The organism is Paenibacillus sp. Soil787 (genome assembly GCF_001429545.1).
Lineage (GTDB): Bacteria > Bacillota > Bacilli > Paenibacillales > NBRC-103111 > Paenibacillus_E.
Genome location: NZ_LMSP01000002.1, coordinates 220,071 through 243,848, shown reverse-complemented (window position 1 = coordinate 243,848; position 23,778 = coordinate 220,071). Strand labels below are relative to the sequence as shown.

The window sequence follows — 23,778 nt, the reverse complement described above, 5'->3', positions numbered from 1 at the left end:
TATAAATGAAGTGACGCTAACGCCTCAAAGCATCATACAGAACTTTAGCGTCACTTATTTCATCACCTGAATGATGTCATCACTCTTATTCGTTTATACCCTTCATAGGGATACCCATTTCCTTGCTTTGCTTTTTCATGAGTTCATCTTTTGCTGCGTCAATTTTATCCAATCCCATAGAAGTCGCCTTTTTTACCATGTTATTATAAAGCGTATCTGCTTCTGACAAATCTTTTGCCGTAATAATTTTTGCTACCTCGGCTTGTACGAAATTCTTGATTTCAGTTTCCTGATTTCCTAATCCTTTGGACTGGATGAATCCCGGCGGAACATCAAGAGGTGATCTTTCAAATATTGTTGTTTTCTCAGATCTCGCAAATGCTGTTGTAACAGCAGTATCCATAAGTCCGCCCGTTCCTAGCTGTTTAGTAGGCGCCTCGTTAACATGATTTCCCCAGTCTGTGTTGGCGAAAGCCCAGTAAGCCCAGATACCGGTTTTTGTAGAATCATTCTTTGCTCCTTCCTCTGTTATATGAATCATTTTATTTTTATCCAATGTATAGTTAGTGCCCTCAATTCCATTGCTATCGTATAGACCTTCGTTACTTGTCATATAGCTCAGCCATTTAATCGCTTTCTCTGGTTCCTTTGTAGTTTTGGAGATAAATGTCTGCATCCAGCCTACGGTAGGTCTATAATGCATACCCATTACAGGTTTTGCACCGGTGCTTGAAAGTACGGGAGCAGGCGATTTCCAAAAAGGCTGATTCGTTTTGTCATCCGCATAGTGAGTATTTGCCGTATTTCCCCAAAATGCAAATACACGGCCGGATACAATTGCAGCAGCTGTTGCATTCGTATCCATAGTAAATTCACTTGGGTCAATAAATCCCGCATTTACAGATTTGTTAATAAACTCAAGTGCATGCTTGTATCCTGATGAATATATCAAATCACGGTAATTACCTTTTTCATCTACATTCATTCCGCCAAACTGGCTGGTGATTGACCTCATCGTTGTATCCCAATAGTTCTTGCCATCAAGTAGAAGAGGTATAACATCCGCGCCGTCAACTTTTAAATTCGATTCCTTGATTTTCTTAAGAGCATCAAGCAAACCTTGTTCGGTGCCAAGGCTGTTAATGTCAATTCCCGCCTGTTCCAACATTTTGCTGTTTACCATGATGGTATCGTTGTATTGATATTTAGTTCGATCTATATAGTACTGACTTGAAGGCGGGTATGTTTTTCTCAAATCATCTGAAGATATATGGCTCGGGATCGCATACCAGCCGCCATCACGTTTAATCAACTCATTTTTGATGTCATTAGGGAAATCTTTCAGCAGGTGAGAATTCGGGTCGTATTTCTTGATCAACTCGTCCAGACTCCACACCTTTCCCGACTTGACCAATTTGGAAATGATATTTGTTGTATTACCAGGGTCTGCTACAGTAATTACATCCGGAATATCACCCGATACCAGCATTAAGCTTAATTTGGTATCTCCATCCTGGGGCGGGATATTCATTGCAAATTTAACACCAGTCTTTTTGGAAATTACACCCATAAAGGTATTGGGATCCGAGCTCCAGGTCATTGGCGGATTCCAGAAGCTTACATCGGAAAACCAATTTAGGGTAACCGGTTCAGCAGTTTCCCCTGCTGCTTTTGCTGTGTTCTGCGGTGCTTGGGTAGCGTTAGGAGTTGGAGTCTTAGACCCGCATCCTGCCAAACTTAAAGCGCTTACAACAAGCACCAAGATGGACGCTGTACTTAAAACCGTGCTTGAAACTGACTTTTTCATTTTTTATCCCCCTTTGAAATTAAGTATGTTACCTAATTCTATGATATGGTAGCGCAATCATATTGGACATGATCTTTCTTTACATGAATTTGATCTTTCTATTCATTTTGATTTCATTCTATGAGGAAAGCTTGACAGCCCTATCACTCTTTTGAAGCCCCCATGCCGCCTGAAAATCGTTTTCAATGACCGTCAGAGTTGCTTTCTCTGACGGCCATTGCTTGGCCTGAAATCAGGTTATTGCGATAACGTTTGAATCTGATCAGCAGTCAGCGCTTTATCATAGATTCGGAGCTCATCAATCTTGCCAATGAATGGGTTGTCCCAGTAGTTCACGCCGAGCGCGAATATTCCGTTGTCTGTCGTGAACACATTCGGAAAGCCTATGCCCGTATATTTGGCAACGCCATCAACGTACACCGTCACCGTTCCATTGTCGACCGTGAAAGCAAGATCAACCCAGGTGCCGGTCGGAATTTGAATGCCGGTAGACGCATTGTACCAGGCTGATCCGGACCATAGCATGGTCGGCTGAGCGTCACCCGACCCTCTTGGTACCAGACTGATCCAACTGCCTGGCGTCGCCGATCCGAAGAACGCGGACGTGTATTGGCTGGCTTGATCCACATATACAGACATCGATACCGTATACGTATAGCCTGAGATCAAGCCATTCGGCAAACGAATGCCGGAGCTTCCATTAAATACAGCCGCCTGGCCGGAAACGCCGTCGCTGAAAGTAATGGTTCCGCCGGTATTATTCGCCCGGTTGCCTGTTACCGTACCTGATCCGTAGCGTGTTGAATCCAATAAACTCCCATCGAACGTATAATACGCAATTGCTCCGTCCAGGACGTAGAGCGTGTAGCTTGCCGCCGTACCGCTCCCATCGGTTGCGGTTGCAGTAATCGTCGTCGATCCGGCCTTGAGGGCAGTGACCTGGCCTGAAATTTCGTCGACGGTTGCGATTGACGGGTCGGCCGAGTTCCAAACCAGCGCCTGATTGCCCGCGAATGCCGGGGCTACCGAAACGGAGGAAGGCGTGAATGTGTTCCCAGCAGATATTCTCTTCTCCGTCAAGCCAAGCCGAATCCCGCTCACTTTAATGGCCGGGTCAAAAACCATGTTCTTGATTTCTTGTGAAGTGAGAACTCCGTCGTAGATTTGAAGGTCGTCGATCATGCCCTTAAATGGCGTATCCCACCAGTTTACTCCAAGGCCGAAGATGCCATTGTTTTCGGGCGTAAAGACATCCGGGAAGCTCGTTCCCTTAAATTTTTGCACCCCGTTTACGTATACGGTGGCAGTGCCCTTCTCGACGGTAATGGCCAGATGGTTCCATTCGCCGATCTTCACTGTCATGCCCGACGGTGCTTCATACCAGGTGTTTTCGCCGTTTGCTGCAACATTATGGGACCACAGCATCGTGTTGTCCTTTGCCGGACCTTGCGGCAGAATACTGATCCAGCTGCCCCGGTCCTTCGCTCCAAAGAAAGTGGGCGTATACCTTGTCAAAGCATCCGGCTTGACCCACAGCGATACCGAATAGCTGTCACTGTTGATTAGCCCGTCAGGCAGGCGAACGCCGGAATTTCCGTCAAACACGGCGGCATCTCCGTGCATGCCTTGCGCATAGGTAATCGTGCCGCCCGTATTGTCGATGCGATTTCCGGTTACTGTTCCCGCACCCAATATGCCAGTAGAATCGTTCAGGCTGCCGTCGAACGAATAATCGGCTTTCAGTTTGGCCGCTTGCCTCGGTAGTATGGTAACGAAAATTGTTTTGGAGTCCGTTACACTACCTTTGGTTACCGTCGCGGTCAATATGGCTGCTGCCGCCTGTGCCCCCGGTTCAGGGCGGGTTACAACCCCGGTTGCTGTAACAGCGTCGGCATTGGATGTCTGCCACGTAATTATTGCGTGCCTGGTGCCCTCGACCGGGAGTGTCAGGTTGGAAACGACATTGTTTGTATCGCCAAGATGAATGTCGTTCAATACGTCTTCAACTATTTCCTGATCCGTCTTATCCTGCAGCCTGCTTCCCCAAACCGTTACTCCCTCGCCAGACATCGCGGTAAAGGTCATAACAACCCGTCCTGAGGTGTCATCCCAAAGCCGCGCGAATACACCGTTGTAGGTAACTCCGTCAATGGTGATTTCCGCCAGATTATCGCCCGTTTTGCTCCAGCTGCCGGCAGCGTCGCCGGTAATGGAATGGTCGTTGTTCAGACGGATAAAGACGGATTTTTGGATGATTCCCGAAGTGCTCTTACCGTGATTGATAAACTTGTATTCTCCGGCCAAATCCTGATCGGTTACAGCTTCAAGCTTCTCGCCCGTATATCGGTATGGTGCAACGACAGGCCAATTGTCTTTGTTCATAAACATCTGGTGAACTCTGACCTCATGAGAATTGCCTTTTCCCGGGAAGCGCGTGTGGAAAGCAAGGAAGAACTGCCCGGTTTTTTTATCAAAATAGACGGAATTGTGACCAGGAGAAACGTAACTGATGCCCGTACCGGTTCCAGGGTCTCCGATCTCTCTCTGAAACAGGTAGTCTCCCATCATCTTGTTGCCGTAGTCCTGGTTCGACGTATTTGGCGGCAGAACGGCATATTTTCCTTGTGCGTCAACGAATGGGCCGTTCGGGGATGTCGCTCTGAACATGCGCATATTGTACCCGCTGCCCGCTTCCAGCCATCCGTAGGTTACATTCAGGAAGTAATAACCCGTTTTCTTATCATAGATAACAAAAGATCCTTCGCCCGATTGTTGGTAGCCGCCTGCGATTTTCGTTCCGAAATAACGGTCCACCATTCTGCCGTCGGCCGTCGTACCATCAGCGCCCGAATAGATAGCCTTTCCGCTTACCTTATCGATTTGAAGCTCGAAGATCCCGCCGGACCAGGAGCCGTATGTCATCCACAGCTTCCCGTCTTTGTCATAGAACAAATCCGGGTCGATTGCATTCGGAAAAAGGTCGTTGTTAAACGAGCCGTTACCGTTGAACCATTCCGATCTGGGTCCTTGAAGCTTGCCGTTATCAACCAGAGCCTGGATATTGGTATTGGTCCATTTTTTATTAATGACACTTCTGTTGTCATATGCGTCATTCTGGGTAAAACCGGAATAGACAATGGTGTCCACATACGTATAAGGCCCTTCAATATTTTGGGAAACCGCATATCCGATCGCCGAACGAATAGTAGTGGACGAGGTGCAGTAATAGATCATATATGCGCCTATCGATCCGTCCTTGTTCTTGTAATCCTCATTATAAAACACGTAAGGAGCCCATACCCTATGTTCGCCGGTACTGTCGGCATCGCTATTCCCGGCCCAAGCAAAAGAACCGGCCAAGTTCTTTACCAGGTCGCCGTACAGGACATTGCCCGGCGTCGTATCACCGTTCGTGAACCGGGTCCAGTTCATCAAATCGGTTGACTTCGCAGCCTCGAGATTGGAACCAAACACATAGAACGTGTTGCCATCCTTGACAATCGATGGATCGTGAACGGAAACGTTGGTGAAGGACGCTTTGGTTACCTGAACCGCGACCGAATCAAACTTCGACGAATCTTCTGCCGATGTCGCTTGGATATCCGCAGTGCCGGGGGAGACCGCCGTCACTTTGCCGTTCTCGTCGACGGTGGCGACTGCCGGGTCGCTAGAACTCCAGCTAACGCTTTTATTTGTCGCTGCGACGGGAGCTATCGAAACGGTTAAGCTTTTCGTCGCCCCGACAAGCAAGCTGAAATCCCGCTGGCCGATGGTTACGTGCACAACGTCCACAGACTTAGGCAGGCTGGCGTAAGAGACCGGGTGCTTATCGACAGAACCTACCGTAGATATTACCGCGCTCCCCGTACTGTTGGGATCGCTCCCGCCGCCGCCACTAGCAAATGCCACGGATGGCACGGCCATGGCTAGCGCCAGCAACATGGCCAATTTTCGTCTAAATGTTTTTTTCAAGCTTGTGTGCTCCTCCCATAATTGAGTTCTTTTCTTGCATCTTCAACAGCCGACAGCCTTATGAGGCTCCCCGAAGTTGTCAAGCTTTCTCAATCACCCCCTCAATGAAATGTGATGCCACGTGCAGCAATCCGCCTTCGATTAGATTGTCGAGACAAAGGGGCAACTCAAAAGGTCACCAATGTTGGTATCGCTTACAATTTAAATCATAACCATTTCGAACTATGGGGCACATGATATATCTTGCGTTTCGATGATATATTTTGTCATGTTATTCCCGAACAAAACGAAAAACGCCTGTTTTCGAATGAAAACGGACGTTTCTGATTCGCTAACTCTTCGCCTGACGAAAGGTGATCATCACGGATTTGACGGTTTCTACGACCATTTGATTGTAGTGTTGCCGCTCCCGGCTCGTCGATGACTTGATCACTCTTTAGAAGCCCCTGCCACTAAACCGGCAAATATTCTTTTCTGAAAAATAAAATATAATATTAACGGCGGAGCCATAATTAAAATAACACCTGAACTTAACTTCCCCCAGTCCAAGGTGCGTTCCCCTTGAAAGATCATTAAGGCCGTTGTCAAGGTCCTAAGACTGTCTGATGGAATATAGAGATAGGGCGTATACATGTCATTGCTAATATCAACAAATTTAATAATAGCAATCGTTAAGGATGCGGGTACGACTAAAGGGAATATAATGCGTGTAAAAATGGTTATATATGAGGCGCCATCCATCATGGCACTCTCGTCTAACGAAACCGGTATATTATCAATGAACTGTTTGTATACAAATATTTGGATTAAATCTGCCCCTACATAAATGAAAATAGGCGCCCAATAGGTATTAAATAACCCCAAACTGTTAATAATCGAAAATCTAGCCACTTCAATGGTGGTAAAGGGAATAATCATAGCCACCATAAAGGAACTCAATACGATTTTTTTGGATTTGAATTCAAATCTGGCCAAGATATAAGAAACCATCGCACCCAAAATAACATTCAAAGCAACACTGGTACATGTTATGATGGCTGTATTCTTAAGTGCCAGTGGAATTTCAGCCTTCTTGTAGACTTCAATGAAGTTATCCAACATAAAGGAATGTGGAAGCGAGAAAAGGGAATAACGGCTAAGCTCAATTCGTGTTTTAAATGCAGAAAGAACGATAACAGACAAAGGAACAAGAACAATTGCCGCCAAAACTAGCAGAATCAAATATTTAACAATGATGGACGCATCAAATTTGTTTTTCATTACTCTCACCTTAGGCCTTTAAGAATCAAACTTTGGAGCGAATAAACAAGAATCGTGATTAACATTAATATGATTCCCAATGCAGCTGCCAAACCGAAATGACTGTATTCGAAGGCTTCCTTAATGGAATAGAGAACAAATGTAGAACTCTCATATCCCGGGCCGCCGTTTGTCATTAGAAAAGGAATTTCAAACGAAGCAAGAACTCCGCGAATATTTAAGAACAAAAGGAGATCAATGATTGTTTTGACACCTGGTATTGTGATATAGAGAAACTGTTGAAATTTATTCGCACCATCTATTTCCGCAGCTTCATATTGGTCTCTCGGTATCGAAATGATTCCAGCTATAAAGAACACAACATGTTGACCGCAATATCTCCACATGGTTACAAAAACTAACGTAAAATTCAGAATCTTAATATTTCCTAACCAGTCTTGTTTTAATTCACCTAAATGCAAACCATCAAGTATGGTATTCAATCCGCCAAGTGGTGAAAAGAAAAACGAAAATGCCAGAGCAATAGCAACACCATTGATAACATAGGGCATAAAAATAATCGATTTAAAGAAATTTTTTCCGATAAGATTACCACAAAGAATGGAAGCAATCAAAATTTCAAACGGCATTGAGATTGTGAATGCAATAAAGTAATAAGCGTTATTCCTAAGGGAAATCCACATATCTTTTGAGTGAAAAAATATCGTTTTAAAATTCTCAATACCTGTATAGTTAAATGTTTTCGAGTATCCATCCCAATCAGTCACACTAAGTTGAAATAGCTTTAACGTAGGAAAGAATACAAAGATGATTAGCAATGCCATTGGTATCAATAAAAACGAACCGATAATCATTTTCCTTTGAAGAAGATAACTCATCATACACCTCTTATGAATAGAAGAATGCTATGCCATTGACACAGCATTCTTCAATTAAATTACTCTTTGTTTATTCCTATTTGATGCCAAATTTCTGTCTGCCGGCTGCCCATTTCTGATTGAGATCTTCAAAAATCGGTCGGAAATCTTTTCCTGCCAACATTTGTGCACCAACCACGACACTATCCCATTTTGTTTCTTTTTGTAATTTCACAAAATCTTCTTCTCCTGCTAACGCAGTAAACGTTTGGGTTGGATACTGCTTACTTGCTTCGGTAAAGACATTTTGCGGGTCAATTCCTTTGATGGTCGAGCTCATAGCTCTTTGTTCAAGATATGGCTTATAGACTTCGGGACTAAAATACCATTCCAACACTTTCTTTGCGACATCTATATGTTTGCTATTCTTGGAAATGCAAAATGGAAGATCGATATTAAATACTTGTCTGTTCTTTTCATTTGGATCATTCACGACTGGCATCGGGAACAAGCCCAGATCTTTTACATCCCCGCCCAAAGTTACGAAGTCCGAGTAATAGTACTGGCCGATTGCCATCATGCCTGCCTTTTTATTAGCAAACATTTGCTCTGCTTCGGGGTATCCGATTCCAAGCGGCGACTTCCCAACCGCACCGGATTTATAAAGCTGTTCTACCTTTTCAAACGCCTTATAATAGTTGCCATCCGGACTAAATGGCTTGTCCTTCAACGCTGCTTCGTTATCCGTATTTGGATCGTTAAACATAGAAGAATATAATTGTCCCACGAATGGATATTGCGGCCAAGCATCTTTTCCTCCAAGTGCCAACCCTTGATACTTCCCACTGTCTTGAATAGCTTTACCCGTGCTTACAAACTGATCCCAAGTTTTAGGTACCGTTAAACCCAATTCGGAAAAGATGGATTTGCTATAGAAAACCCATTCTCCGAATTGCTTCATCGGCAATCCATAGTATTTCCCATCTCCCGCTTTGAGCTCGGTAAGGGAATCCATGGCACTGTTCATTTGCACAAGAGGATCGCTCTTATCCCAAACATAAAGCGAATTTTTTAGATCAATCAACTTATAAGGTTTAACATAAAATAAATCCGGTACTTCATTCGCTGCCTGCCTTACCATTAATGATTTGTACAAGGAGTCTACATCTTTAAATGATTGGAGATCCAAAGTCACATTTGGCAGAAGTTTTTTAAAGGAATCCGATTGACTCGTCGTTTTCCAATAATCCAAGTCCTCTGCTAAAATTGCAACGCTTAAGGTTACTTTCTCATTGGACTGGCTGCTTGTTTCGCTCGGTGAATTACTTGATTTGGGAGTCGGTGAACCAGAGCCGCTCGTGTTACTTCCACATCCCGCTAAAACAACCGTGACGGATAAAATTCCGGATAAGACGAGACCCATCCTCTTTTTTGAAAACAATCCTTCCATTTTAAAACCCTCCCTTTTTAGATAGCGCTTTCTTTTGCGCCTTAATCAAAGTATATCTTAATGCATATTGAACTCCCATGATCTTTCTTGTATCATTTTTGATCTTTCGTTGTATTTTTCGTTATTTTTCGACAATGTTTTGATACGTAGTTTCCAGCCGGAATGTTATTCAAAAAATTCCTCCTACAAAGTAGGAGGAAAGCAATTTTTATAATTGATTTTTCACTGCTTAGTTTTTGAAAAACTCAACATCATCGAAATTTATCCATTGATTGGCACTGGCATCAGACCAAAAACCAACCGTACATTGGCCATTTGTTACGTTAATGTTAGGGATTGTTATTTGTGTATAATAACTAGAAGCCGGTATGTTAGCTGTAAGTTCGGCAGAACCAAAATTCTTAGCACTCATCCATGCTTGATTCTGTCCACCGCTTCCTTTTACATATGCACGAAGCGTATAAGTCCCATTAGCCAAACCTGTAAAAGTCTGGGATGTGTAAGCTTGGTATGGAGCATTTTTCCAATGTGTACCATGCCAATTGCCTGTATGTGCACCGCCAGTGGTTTCAACATATGCAGCATTGTTATTCGTCCATGTCGTCCATGATGTCGGCGAGGCCGTCCATGCTTGATCCGCTTCGAAGCTTGGGTTTTGTATCTGATTAAGAATAGTATTGGAAGGCAATACATCTGTAAATTGAAATTGCCATTCTTGATAAGGTTGACTGTTATCCGATCGCTGTTCAATAGCAGCGCCATTGGTTGTTGATCCGCCGGCAACATCCAGCAGTTTGCCACTTTTTTTATTTTTTATTTTGTAGAAACCATCAGATTGCAGTTCTAACGTCCATAATTGTTCGTCTCCCATATAATATGGCCATTGAACAGCAACACCACCATCCAAGGTAGATGCACCGGCAATACTAAGAGCTTTGTTGCTGTTAAAATTGATAATTGCGTTGTATCCGTTACCTGCATTGACCAAATACCATTGCTGCTCTGCCGTATAGGTGTCTGAATATTGGATTGCTGCTGCTCCGTCACTAGTTGATGCTGCGTTAATCGCAATCGGTTTTGCACTGTTTTTGCTTACGATTTTATAGGCATTTCCAACAGACACATTTAACGGAAATTTTTCTGTAACAATTATGTTTTTATCTGTATGTCCCGGGTAAGGTATAGGAACAGTATGATACATAGATTGCCCATCCGGGGATAAAACCATACTACGACTATATCCCGAACCTGTCGTATATGTGTAGGCAATTGGTTGCTGTATCTTGTACCAAGTTCCTTGACCATAGTTATAATTTACAAAGAAATCTCCACCCCTTGGTGAACTCGGAGTTGTAAATTTGGAAGATACATATATGGTGCCATTAGGTCCACCGTTAGGTGTCCAAACGTTAAAGGGAGTGTTACCCGGGTAAGCCCCATCAGCTGAATAGATTGGAGTTCCAATATCCAAAGGGTCACCCCAATTGTCCCCATCACTCGAATATCTAAAGTGAACGGGATTTCCAGTTTGCCCGACCACTTCATACGTCATGAAATACTGCCCATTCCCCAATTTCGATACGACAGCCATACCAGGCCTCAAGGTAGCATCAGCAACTCTCACGTCATTAACAACTGGTCCCCACGTATACCCCCCATCTGACGATACTTGATGGACTAACTTCTGGCTATGGGTCTCATGTTCTCGTTCGTCAGAATAATAACATACGAGATGCCCCGTACTATCCAAAGCCAAAAATGGTTCCCATATTGGATGGGTTTGGTCTCCTCCAACAGCAATAGTAGTCAAATAACTCCAAGTTAACCCATGATCATCACTTCGGTATATTTCCATCCTTCCGTTTGCATATGTTATTGTCCCATCAGGAAGTTTAGTTAATTTAATACTCATCCCTGATGCCAGGATCGTTCCTGCAGGCACATTTCCAACCGCCACCGGCAGTTCAAACAATTGAGGCTCCCATACCATTCCCCAATTATTCTGCGTATCTACGATATCCGAATATTTCGCCCAAGTTTTTCCATCGTCTGTACTCCTATAGATAGGAAACGTACCTTGTACGTCAACAGAGCCATTTGACTTTTCAAATGTAGTCAGTAATGTCCCATTTGCTGTTCCGCTATTATTTAATCGAATCATTCTTGGGTAGTTTACTCCTGGGTCAGTTGCATCGACACCAACATTTGGGTCAGGTCTATATATTTCCACTTGATTCGATGCAGCAAAAACGCTGCTGCTACATAAGAAAAGCAACACCAACAACATACAAATTGAACTAAAAAAATTTGTTTTACGCATAATCTTATTCTCCCCTTCTTTTAAGATAGCTTAATAATATGATAGCGCCTTCATTCTTACTATGATCTATTTTTACTTTGTTTTGATCTTTCTTTCAAAATTCAACATAATTCGACATAATGCAATATATTAACTTATTTTAGATGCTTCATATTCAACTAAATCTATGTTAACATCTTGGTACTTAGTTATGAAGGAGGGTTGTGGATGTTACCGATTGTAAGAAAATGGGTAATCGTTAAGTTCGTAACCATTTTTCTTGTTTTTATCCCTATTCCCTTAATCCTTGCCGGTGCCTATATGTATAAGAATCAAGTCACTACGTTGGTTACTAATAACACCAATAAAAATCTGCAATTAACCGAACAAATCGCCAAAAAAATAGATGATAATATTTTGAGGTATATCCTTACAGCCTCTAGTATCACAAATGAAAATAGCATCTATAATGGACCGCAAAGCATAATTGATAGAGTAAATTCACTTCGAATCATGACTAATGAAACCGATCAATTGACTCTGCGTCAACAAATTGACCATGATTTAAGCCAATATTTCAATTACACCATAGATCTTACCGGTATTACTTTTGTTTATAAAGATAATCAAACCTATTCCTTCAATAATCGCTATCCAGTTGAACCGTCCCTGATAAAATCATCATCATGGTATACGGAGATGATACAGAATAACGAACATCTTCGTGTACTTGGAAAGGTCAATCATTCGCTTTTTTCAAGTGTTAACGAAAGTGGCGAGCAATCGCTTGCCATTGTTTCGTTCGTAAATAATCGCCAATTTACGGGTGATAATGAAGTAGAGCTTGTTTATATTACGTTTAGGGATACAGCTTTTGAAAAGGTCTTTTTTGGTCTTCAACTCAGTCAAGTCGGCAGGTTGGATATACTTTCGGAGTCCGGTGATATTGTTTATTCCAAAGATGACCAAGTTGAACCTATAAAGAAAAATATGCGTTCATTCACTAATGACTATGGATGGCAAATTTACGAATCAAATAAGGATAAATTATTGATGACATACTATACAGTTCCCTCTACAAAATGGAAGGTTATCAACACGACTTCTTTTAATGAACTTACCCAAAATGTCAATCAGGTCATTTCGCTCGTTGTTACAACTTTTAGTTTTATCTTACTGGTTTTCATGATTGTATTTTTCACCTCCATATACCGTACATTGCTTCGCCCTATCCATCGTTTAATTCATCATATGTCAGACTTGGAAGAAAACAATTTCAATGGACGGTTAAAAGTTTTTGGATATGACGAAGTGGCTAAATTATACAAGAAATTTAACAAAATGGTAGATCGCATTAATCTATTAATTCATAGAATCGATCAAGAAAAAGAAGAAAAGCTGCAGTTGGAACTACAAACCCTACAGTATCAAGTTAACCCGCATTTATTACTAAATACTCTTAATTCTATATCGATGATGGCCGACATCTACGGTGCACAGCATATTAAGAAAATGACAACTTCTTTATCAACCCTCCTTGCTAATACCTTGTCCAAGGGCGGTATGTATGCGTCAATAGAAGAAGAGTTTAACACCCTGCGGAGTTATGCCGATATCATGAAATTAAGATACGGCGATCGTTTTGAAGTAACTCTTACAATTGACCCTTCGGCTTATGAACTAAATATTCTCAAGCTTCTTTTACAACCATTGGTAGAAAACTCAATTCTCCATGGAATGGGGGATATATATAACAAATTAAATATTTATGTAAACGCAAAAAAGAATGGTCCTTACCTCGAATTATCAGTAATTGACGATGGTATAGGTATGACTCAAGATCAAATTGAAACACTTCTCCATCATCAAAACGACAACCATTCCGGATTCAGTCACATAGGTGTCCACAATGTAAACAGAAGAATAAAATTAAACTTTGGAAATCAATACGGTTTAGAAATACACAGTAAATTGAAATCATTCACACAAATTCATTTAAAGCTTCCGGCAATGACTAGAGAAATGATTCCTTCGACAGCGGGTGATTGTGATGTATAGAATTTTACTTATTGATGATGAACCCTTGATTCGGCTTACCATTAAATCACTTGGTCCTTGGGAGTCTCATGGATTTGAAATCGCTTCCGAAGCCTGTGACGGACTGGATGCATTCGAAAAATTTAATCATGAAGGCAATGACTTTGACTTGATTGTTACTGATATAAGTATGCCTAAAATGAATGGACTTGAGTTCATTCGCGAAATAAGAATTCAAAATAAAATGAAACCCATCATTGTATTGAGTTCGTATAATGATTTTAAACTTGTAAGGGAAGCCTTCCAGCTCGGAATTCAGGATTATGTTTTAAAGTCCGAACTGGATTTCTATACACTCCTCTCCTTATTCAAAAAAGCAACTCATTTGGGCGATTCAAACAAAAAAAATCATCTAATCACACAGAAATCCATTCAATTCTATAAGCAAAAGTTTCTTGAGAACATCATTTCAGGAAATATTCAACCGGATATGGAAGGCCAATTAGAAAGTTTTAACATAAACATTCCTAAAGTTAATATAACGGTTGCGGTTTTAACAATTGATAATTATAAAACATTAGAAAATAACTTGGATGCCTTTACTCTCGGCAACATCATCGAATCCGTTCATAAATTGCTTTTGCAAAAAGCAGACGAATACAACCTGGGTGAAGCGGTAAAAATAGAAGAGTCAAAATATGTTTTTATTTGCGGGTTTGCAAATGAAAATAGTATCGCAAATGTGTTTCAAAAAGTCAGCAGCTTTCTTAGTAACTTTAAACATGCATGTGGCATGTTATTAAATGTTTCTCTTACGATAGGAATTAGCGATGTCGATAATGGACATGACAGGATCCCTATGCTATATAAACAAGCTGTTCTGGCAAATAATCTTAAAATAGTAAACGGGAAGGGGAACATCTACTTTCAACAAAACTTAATTAAGGCTGTATCTCCGATAATCAATGAAGAGATAACATTATCACAACATGAAAGAGATTTAATGGATGCATTGTATAATCTGGATGAAAATAAGATTCAGGAATCTTTAAATTCGATTTTTAAGGTTTTGAATTCTCATCCTGATATTAATAAAGTCCTCCATACTTATCTGGCTATATTTTTGAAGACTATAGGCTATTTACAAAGAAATACGTTCTTTGTCTATGATAATGATATAGCAATAGTTGAAGAAATGGGTCTATTTGAGACCATTGAAGAAATTCATCATTATATCAAATTCAAATTTTTAGACATATACAAACAAATCAAAGAAAGCCAAACACATTCAACTTCAAAAATAAATATTGTAAAAGAATACTTGAGACATAATTATTATCGAGATCTTAGCTTAAAATCAGTTAGTGAGCACATTCATGTTAGTGAATCATCTTTAAGTCGTTTATTTTCAACAACAGGAGAAACCTTCATTAGTTATCTAACAAAACTTAGAATTGAAAAAGCCAAAGAACTTCTAAAAAATGATACACTTACCATTCAAGAGGTTAGTGAAGCTGTCGGCTATGTAAACCAAGAACATTTCAGTCGGATTTTCAAAAAACATACCGGGTATAGTCCAATTAAATTTCGTAACGGGAACAATTAAAAAATTAAAACGAAAAGAGCCTGTTTTCGAATGAAAACAGGCGTTTCTGCTTCGCTGCATTTACTTTAAACTAAATGTGTAAGTGCCCGACCCTATAGAATGAATCCAATACGTCTGTCCAATTTTCTGAGTTATATATTCGCTACAATTCGTAGTTAACTCTTCAGAGCCTACGTTTGGCAAACCAATAGATGCTGTAGCTCCGATCGGTATCTTTACTTCCAAAACGATTTCCTCACCATTTCGGCAATACTCCGCATTTATCAAACCATATTGACTAAATACGCATCCCTTTACCTTTTCAACGGTCTGTGTCAAAGCTGGTTCAATTATAATCTTTCGATACCCTGGTTCTGCCATTCGTATGCCTAGTACATAGGAGGTAAGCCACTCTTTCACATGACCCATCATGGCATGATTTCTTGATCTTACCATACCCATCCATAATTCCTCATAGTTCCAGTATTCAGGCAATGTAGTCAAGTGATTATCAACAAAGAACTTATAGCTTGGCTGCGTATCATTCATAACCATTTTATACACAATATCGTTCTTCCCATACTTCCCGAGCGAAGCAAACACTTGCTTTAAGCCCACTTCGCCTGACGAAAGGTGATAATCACGGATCTGGACGGCTTCTACAAGTCGATTAACTGCCATCTCATTATTTTCTTTTAAAATGATGCCGCTGAATAGCACACATCCGTAGCTTGCTTGACTGCCATTACCATAAATGCGGCTTTCCGGTTGGTAGCACTCCGCATGCAGATGAAACTGCTCCTTTACTTTTTCAGCCTTAGCGGCGAAATTCATTACATCCCCGGAATGTCCTGTCAATGCTGCAATCTTAGCCATCGTGCTCAGTAAGTAATAGTAAGCGCAATTTTCTACCAGAGTTATTGGTGTGTTTTCATGCAACTGCCCCCAGTCCCCCATTTGGGCGTAGCCCGCTAATAGGCCGTTCTGGGTTTGAGTTTCTAAATACATGATATATTTGTTCATAGTTGGGTAGGCCTTTTGCAATAGGGAACAATCGCCATAGATCTGATAATATTCCCATGGTGTCAAGATACAGGCTCCGCCCCAGTTCGGGTCACGATTCAAACCGTCGATACGAAAATATTCAGGTGCAATGGCAGGCATATAGCCAAGCCCTTCGGTGTCCCCATTCACGATATCTGTTTCATTGGTCTGAGCATCCATCATATCTTGGGCGATTTTGGGGATCCATGAACGGATATCGTATCCTGCTGACATGGACCGAAACATCAAATGTGTGGTTTCTAACCACCCGATTTTCTCAATCTGCGGGCAGTCCGTAAACGAGAAAAACATATTGCTTTCAATGGCACGATTGGTGATCACATCAATTTGATTCAATACCGGATTCGAGGTTTCAAACATCCCCGTTTTCTCATTCGCAACACGTAATATGCAGCAATTAAAATGATCGACTGTCGCTTCCCATTTAAAGCCGGAAACCTCGACATACCGGAATCCCTGATAGCAAAATGAAGGATGCCATCTCTCATCTCCATCTCCTTTTACCGTATAACTATTCTTGATACTGCAATGATATTTCTGACTCCAGCTCTGAGTGCAGGAGGACTGATCGACGGACGTTTTCTCATCATTCAGGATCTCAGCTGGATACATCTCAATGACAGTTCCTCTGTCCGCCTCAGTCATGCCAGGGAGCACGATTTCGGGGAATCCCGCAATATTGATGCCCATATCCACGAGCAAATTCCCATTATCCAGTCTTGTGACAGAAGCTGCTGGTAACTTCTCAATGATCCTAGCAGGAATAAATTCTCTCCCTTTCAAGCTTCCTAGCGGTTGTTCCATGATGATGGCCTGCTGCCAGCCTGTGCGATCTGCAAAAGGCTCGTTCCAACCGCGTATCTCTGCTCTTGCATCATAATCCTCGCCGCCATACCAGTTGTTAAAGGTGATGGGACTGTCTGTTAGTTGCCAAGCATCATCTGTCGCTGCAACGATTTCTACACGGCCATCCTCATAAGTAACTTCGATCTGAGCGATGACTTTCTTTTCACCGTAAAGTCCTTGTCTGACGTATCTTGAATCATTTTTTTGGTAGCGGTGTTCGGGAGCTTCGGTTGTTTCATCCAGCATCATCGTAGGGTTAACTCTAAAATTAACATACTGCCCATTCCCAATTAGGATACCGAACGCATTCGTGCCGTTCTTCAACTGCTGGGTTATATCATATGTGACATAGTAGACGGTTTTGGAATAATCGCTCTCACCTGGATTAAAAAGAGTATCATCTAATTGCACGCCATTCATACTTGCCTGAAATAAGCCCAATCCACTCACATAAGCACGAGCTTTGACAACATTTTTCACATCGGATACACGAAAATCTTTAGCTACTTGGGGTGCTGCTGATTTGTTGCAATCTGCCGTATCTCCCTGTCCTATCCAGTGTGCTTTCCAATCCTTCTGTTCTAAAAGCCCCATTTCCCAAGAAGCAACATCGCTCCACTCCGACGCTAGATCGTTCTTATCCCATACCTTCACCTTCCAAAACAGTTCCTGCCTGGATGAAAGATAAGCTCCACCGTACGGAATGGCATAGTTATTTTCATGTGATACTTTTCCGGAATTCCACAAATCTCCAATGTTTCTATGCAACAACTCTTTCGTTGAAGATACCAAAATACAATACGCGGTTTGAAACTGATTCTGATCTTCTGATTCGAGTGTATAACTTAATAGGGGACTTTTTGTTTCAATGCCTAAAGGATTTTCCAAATATTGTACCAACATATTCGTAATCTTCATTAGTGAATGCCTTCCTCTCAACCATATATAAAATGCGCAAGCTATAGCCTAATTATATCTCTCTTATTGTTCAAAACACCCGGCAATTCGGTCATAATCACCCTGAAATAAAGCCATTTTTTTTACACATTCATAGACTCAATCCATTAATTATTTTATAATCATGACTAAGACGATTGAAGGGAGGAACTTTAGTGAATAGATCCGTTCAATTTTTTAAAAGTGAATACTTTGTTCAGAACAACGTACATCTACATGTCAATCGCTTTGTTGAAGACTTTAGTGTTCCTTTCCACACTCACGACTTTATCGAATATTGTTATGTGGCTGAGGGTAAGGGCTTCCACCATATTGAAAGTGAAACTTTCCCTGTACATAAAGGGCAACTCTTTGCGATCCCTGTCGGGGTATCACATGTATTTCGACCGACCTCTCCCAACACTTCAGGCGATCCGTTGATCGTCTATAATTGTCTGTTTGATACCCAAATGATGGAGCATCTATCTCTCCTGCTTCATGATTCTCCAATCAGGGAACATCTCAGCTCTCTCGCGGACGGTACTTCGACCTATTTCACTACCTTCGATAGTGATTATTCATTTGAAAACATCATAATGAAGCTTTACCGCGAAGTCTCTGCTCCCTGTATGGGCTCTACTACCATGCTTCAAATACTCTTAGCCCAGTTAGTCATTGCCGTCTACAGACAGAAATTCGGAGAAATAGATAAACCTACAACAGAAACTGCCGACTTTTCTAGAGTACTCCAATACATGGAGAACCATTTATACGAGCCAATTACACTTTCAGATTTGGCGTCATTATCACAGTGGAGCCGTCGACATTTGCAGCGCATATTCTTGCGGCATACCGGCCAAACTTTCGGTTCCTATCTGCAAAATTGTCGCGTCCAAAGGAGCTGTGCACTGCTTCGAGACTCCGATTACAAAATCACTGTAATTGCAGAGCAAGTCGGTTACCGTGATATCGATTCGTTCAATCGTATTTTCAAAAAAATAGTTGGACAATCACCAAGCGGATATCGAAAGCTTTACCGATCATAGATCGATATATCCCTTTACTGCGCCACCAACGCATTTTCACTTAAAACCCGCTGAACAAGCGGATCTTTGAATACAGAAAGCGAAAGCTTCTCCATATCTTCGATATACAGATCTATTGAACGTGAAATTTGAGTACTGTTTGTATCTGTATTTGTGTTTCCACTCTATTTACATATTTCCATTTTTTATTATAATTCAAAGCAAAGGATATCTAAGCCTATGGGAAGTCGGTGATTTCTTCACAATTGGTTCAACTCATCATGTAACCGCTTACTATAAATATTTATTTTGCGGCGTATTCCAGAAGGGGGACACTTATGAAAAAAAGCAGGTTCAACCTGTTAGCCAAATTGTTGATTTCCTATATATTGGTGCTGCTGTTTCCCGTCATTGTTATTCTATTCTACTATTACCCGAATTCGACGGAAGTTGTGAAGCAAAAGGAAATGGACTGGAACACGCATGTCACCGAACAGTTTATGAATTCGATGGATATTTTCACCCGTTATGTGTACAACCTTCCGTCAGAGCTGGTGAACAACCAGGAGATCAAGTTGTACTTGGCTGGAGACGACGATTATCAAAGAATCGTTATTGCAAACGAAATGCGGAAATACAATGCGACGGATGCATTCATCGATAACACCTTCTTGTATGTGAAAAGCATCGGCTTTCTGTTTGCCAAGACAGGAAGTGCCTACAGTATTCATGACTTTGAGAGTCCGGGCGTCGGATATTATTATGAAAATTGGCCGCATAAAGCCATGTTCGAGGAATTGAACAACTTGACAACACCAACGGTTCGGCCTGCGGAAAACGTCATCGTATCCGGTAATAACCGGACGCGAATGCTGACGTTCTTATCTCCGTTACCGTTAGGCGGCCTCAACTCGCCCGGTACAGTGCTCATCATGGTGAAAGAGGAAACAATTATCCGGCTGATGAAGTCGGTTTCCGAAGCTTTTACTGGTGATTTCTTTATTTTCGACCCGAAGGGAAACCGTTTGGTTGCTTCAAATGAAACCTCCTACAGTCATTCGAGTGAATTCAAAGATTTGGTGTCTGGTTTGGGTGAACGTCGGTCAGGATCTGGTATTTATCAGATCAACGGCAAATCTTTTATCGTTTCGCACGAAGTATCTGATAAAAACGGGTGGAAATATGTCACTCTAAGGGCAGTGTCTGAAACGTTGCAAGATATCCGATTGATCCAGCGCAACACTGTCGTTCTTTTTATTTTGATTTTATTACTTGAAGTGATCGTCATCTATGTGTCCATCCGTAAAAATTATCATCCGATCAAAGGTTTGGTCCATTTCGCTAAAAACCTGTTTACACTAAGAGAGCCGAGAACAATGAACGAAGTCGATACGATACGGTATGCGCTGGATCAGCTTTCCTCCGCCAACAGCAGGCTGGACGAGAGGGTAAAAAGCACGCTGCCTGTCATGCGTGATAATCTGTTGTTCGAGCTGATATGCGACCGTTACCCGACATGGGAGGCGTTTCAAAAGGAGGCCGATCCGTACGGCGTTTACTTCAACTATTCTCATATTGCTGTTGCTGTCCTTTCTTGCGAAACAAAAGAAGGCGGCATCGAAGCGATTGCTGAATATTGCCGGGTGGAGGAGCCCAGACTGCCAGAAGGACTTCAAGGGTACTTCTTCAATAGCATTTATAATCAAGAGATCGTCTTTGTTGGCTCACATAACCCGATCTTTCAATTAAAAGCGTATCTCTGCGTTCTTCAACAGGAGCTGCTCAAACAGACTGGCATACGTACGCTGATCGGAATTGGAACACCGGGGCAATCCCCGGAAGGAGTTCACCTATCTTATTTGCAAGCCATTCGCGCTGCCGAACACCTTCGGGTCCGGAATCAATACTCGGTTCTTGTTTTTGACGAAATCGAAGTCCAGCAAACCAGCGCAGTTTCCTATTTTGCAGAACAACTGCAATCGCTTGAACTATTCATTTTAAAAAACGACGTCCCCGCAGTTGAATCGGTTATGGAGCGCATCATCACCTATATCGGGCACGACGGTACGCCGCCGCATATGGTCAGAGCTGTTTACTTGAACACGGTCATCGTCATATTCAATGGACTGCAGCGTTTCCGGCAGGGCGACCAAAGCTTGCTGCAATTGACCAGCGTCTCTTACCTTCATCGTTACACGACCCAGCAGATGATCGATATTATGCGTGAAAGCTGCTGCAAGCTTTGCGATCTCATTCGCAGCTCACAGCCAACTACCAGATCAGCGTCACAGAATGACATCCTTGCGTTCATTGAAGGAAATGGCATGTATCCTGAATTTTCGCTGCAGCTCATTGCCGATCATTTTAGCATGTCGATTTCGGGCTTCAGCTATCACTTCAAGAAAACGATGGGACAAAATTTCAAGGAATATATCGATCAGCTTCGTATTCAAAAATCCATTGTATTACTTCGAAGATCAGATGAAACGCTGGAATTGATTGCGCAGCAAGTCGGCTATTCGAATACGTCGAGTTTTATTCGCTCCTTCAAAAAGGTAGTCGGCATTACGCCGGGCCAATATCGGGATTCAAACAAATGAAAAGAAGCTACCCGTTGTAGGCCGCGTGGTAGCCGTTTTTTTTCGTAAAGACGCATTTTTTGAAGATATGCAATTTTTGAAATCCGCCTGTAAGAGGCATTTGCAAGCGTTTTCCAATACCGTTGTAAAGCGTTTTCAAAAAATGGGGATTCATCAAAAACTGATCGTTTACGCCTCCTCGAATGCAGATTAAAGTTAAGGTGAAATCGGTAAGGATTGTGCATAACCAAATCTTTTGAGGGGTGATGACGGCAATGCGTAAAAAATTAGCAGTTGTACTATCATTGTTTATGGTTTCTGCCGTAGTAATGGCAGGCTGCAGCGAATCCAGCTCCAAAACTGAAGGAACTAGCGACTCTGGTTCGGGAAATGCAGGTAAAAGCGGTGCCAAAGTACAATTAACGGCCATCATGGTCAAACACCCGCTTACGAAACCGCTCGCAGAAATGGAATGGCTGAAAAAAGCGGAAGAAGAAGCTGGTGTAGAAATCAAGTGGCAAGAGATTACAGCAGACTGGGGACAGAAAAAAGGTACCATGCTTGCCAGCGGTGATGTTCCGGATTTATTTGTTGGTCCTAATGTCATTACAGATGCCGATTTTGCGCAATTTCAAGGCCTGTTCCAAGATTTGTCCGATTTGGTCAACAAAGACGCTCCGAATGTGCAGATGATGTTTAATGCTAAACCCGAAACAAAAGTCATTGCCACGCAACCTGACGGAAAAATTTACGGTTTGCCCAAATACCAACGTTTTTGGCCCGCTTCTGCTACAAGACAATTTATCAATAAAAAATGGTTGGACAATCTGGGATTAAAAATGCCGACTACGTGGGATGAATTATTTAACGTGCTGGTCGCGTTTAAAGAAAAAGATGCTAACGGTAACGGCGATTTGAATGATGAGATCCCTATGGACTGGCCGGGAGGTATCGGCGGATATTTCAATCCAGCAGTTCTCCTGGGAAGTGAGGGCATTACATTATCCGATGGAAGCGGCCAAGGCTATTATGTGGAAAACGGGAAAGTGAAAAACTTCCTGATCGACGAACGTTTTAAAGATTTGGTCGTATTCTTGAATAAATGCTACGCAGCCGGGTTGATTAACCCAGAAGTATTTACGCACGATTACACGAAATACCAGTCGATTGCCCGCGGCACCGGAGATATGGCGAAAGTCGGCTTCACATGGGGTTGGGTCGCATCGGACAGATTCGGAGACCAGGTGGCGCCGCAATATGCGTCGATGTCCCCATTAAAGAGGTCAGCAGATTCTAACACTAAACTATCTTGGAGCTATGATTACAACTCCCTAAACTTTGGAAGCAACATGGTAGTCATGTCGGCGAAAACGAAGAATAAAGACGCAGCAATGAAATTCATCAATAAATTGTATGATCCTAAAGTCAGCATGCAAGTCTTGTTCGGTTCATTAGGTACGAATATTAAGGATAATGGAGATGACAGTTACAGCGTATTGCCGCCGACAGATTCAAAAATGGATCCTGGTACATGGAAATGGACGTCATCTATGGCGGATAACGGACCTATGTATATTGCTGATGCTTTAAAATTGAATCTCGGCAAAGATATGAGCGAGGTTCTCACGCAATCCGAACCGCTGAAGAGCGCTCTAAGTGTGAGTACGAAGACCGACGTCTTCCCTAACTTGTTTATCAAATATTCAACTGCAGACAATAGCACATTAAGCTTGAATAACACGAACCTCATGAATTTGGCGAATCCCAAATTTGCGCAGTGGGTTACGAAAGGCGGCATTGACGCCCAGTGGGATGCTTATGTGAAAGAATGCCAAAAAGCCGGTTTGCAGCAAAATATCGAGATTATGCAAAAATACTACGATAGCTTCATGAGCAAGAACAAATAATAGCATGATGATAGATGCTATGCTTTCTATACGGACGGCATAGCATCTCTCTAAAAGGGAGAATGCATGGATGAGCTCTCAAATAAGCGAAATAGATAAACATACGGCAAGTATTCGATTAGCTAGAAAACCGACCATTGTAAGCACATTCAA

12 protein-coding genes are annotated in these 23,778 nt (G+C 42.0%); 5 read left to right on the top strand and 7 right to left on the bottom strand.

Annotation, left to right across the window (positions count from 1 at the left end; genetic code table 11):
• Positions 1-85: 85 nt before the first annotated feature.
• From ASG93_RS05680 to ASG93_RS05655, 6 genes are all read right to left on the bottom strand, one after another.
• Positions 86-1,807 (bottom strand): extracellular solute-binding protein, encoded by a 1,722-nt coding sequence (locus ASG93_RS05680; RefSeq protein WP_056829713.1) that lies wholly within the window; start codon positions 1,805-1,807, stop codon positions 86-88.
• 237 nt (positions 1,808-2,044) lie between these two features.
• Complete coding sequence (locus tag ASG93_RS05675; RefSeq protein WP_063891779.1) at positions 2,045-5,779, bottom strand: LamG-like jellyroll fold domain-containing protein; 3,735 nt, start codon at positions 5,777-5,779, stop codon at positions 2,045-2,047.
• A gap of 429 nt (positions 5,780-6,208) precedes the next feature.
• Positions 6,209-7,039, bottom strand: coding sequence for a carbohydrate ABC transporter permease (locus ASG93_RS05670; protein WP_056829711.1), 831 nt, complete (start codon positions 7,037-7,039; stop codon positions 6,209-6,211).
• 5 nt (positions 7,040-7,044) lie between these two features.
• The gene (locus ASG93_RS05665; protein WP_063891778.1) at positions 7,045-7,920 is read right to left on the bottom strand and encodes a carbohydrate ABC transporter permease; all 876 of its coding nucleotides are present in this window, start codon (positions 7,918-7,920) and stop codon (positions 7,045-7,047) included.
• Positions 7,921-7,993: 73 nt separating this feature from the next.
• Positions 7,994-9,346, bottom strand: a complete 1,353-nt coding sequence (locus tag ASG93_RS05660; RefSeq protein WP_056829707.1) for an ABC transporter substrate-binding protein — start codon at positions 9,344-9,346, stop codon at positions 7,994-7,996.
• 229 nt (positions 9,347-9,575) lie between these two features.
• The gene (locus ASG93_RS05655; protein ID WP_056829705.1) at positions 9,576-11,666 is read right to left on the bottom strand and encodes an RICIN domain-containing protein; all 2,091 of its coding nucleotides are present in this window, start codon (positions 11,664-11,666) and stop codon (positions 9,576-9,578) included.
• Between the two features lie 207 nt (positions 11,667-11,873).
• Between ASG93_RS05655 and ASG93_RS05650 the strand changes: the two genes are divergently transcribed.
• Together ASG93_RS05650 and ASG93_RS05645 are read left to right on the top strand one after the other, a co-directional pair.
• Complete coding sequence (locus ASG93_RS05650) at positions 11,874-13,703, top strand: sensor histidine kinase (RefSeq protein ID WP_056829703.1); 1,830 nt, start codon at positions 11,874-11,876, stop codon at positions 13,701-13,703.
• On the top strand, positions 13,696-15,288 hold the full coding sequence (locus ASG93_RS05645) for a response regulator transcription factor (RefSeq protein WP_056829701.1): 1,593 nt from the start codon (positions 13,696-13,698) through the stop codon (positions 15,286-15,288). Before ASG93_RS05650 ends, ASG93_RS05645 begins: the two co-directional genes overlap by 8 nt.
• 60 nt (positions 15,289-15,348) lie before the next feature.
• On the opposite strand, the gene ASG93_RS05640 is transcribed toward ASG93_RS05645, so the two are convergent.
• Entirely contained in the window at positions 15,349-18,096 is a 2,748-nt protein-coding gene (locus ASG93_RS05640) for a family 78 glycoside hydrolase catalytic domain (RefSeq protein WP_056829700.1), read from the bottom strand.
• Positions 18,097-18,290: 194 nt separating this feature from the next.
• Between ASG93_RS05640 and ASG93_RS05635 the strand changes: the two genes are divergently transcribed.
• The 3 genes from ASG93_RS05635 (at position 18,291) to ASG93_RS05625 (ending at position 23,625) form a co-directional block, all read left to right on the top strand.
• Positions 18,291-19,160 (top strand): AraC family transcriptional regulator, encoded by an 870-nt coding sequence (locus ASG93_RS05635; RefSeq protein ID WP_056829698.1) that lies wholly within the window; start codon positions 18,291-18,293, stop codon positions 19,158-19,160.
• A gap of 317 nt (positions 19,161-19,477) precedes the next feature.
• On the top strand, positions 19,478-21,739 hold the full coding sequence (locus ASG93_RS05630; RefSeq protein WP_056829696.1) for a helix-turn-helix domain-containing protein: 2,262 nt from the start codon (positions 19,478-19,480) through the stop codon (positions 21,737-21,739).
• A 254-nt stretch (positions 21,740-21,993) separates the two neighbouring features.
• Positions 21,994-23,625 (top strand): ABC transporter substrate-binding protein, encoded by a 1,632-nt coding sequence (locus ASG93_RS05625; protein WP_056829694.1) that lies wholly within the window; start codon positions 21,994-21,996, stop codon positions 23,623-23,625.
• Positions 23,626-23,778 lie beyond the last annotated feature (153 nt).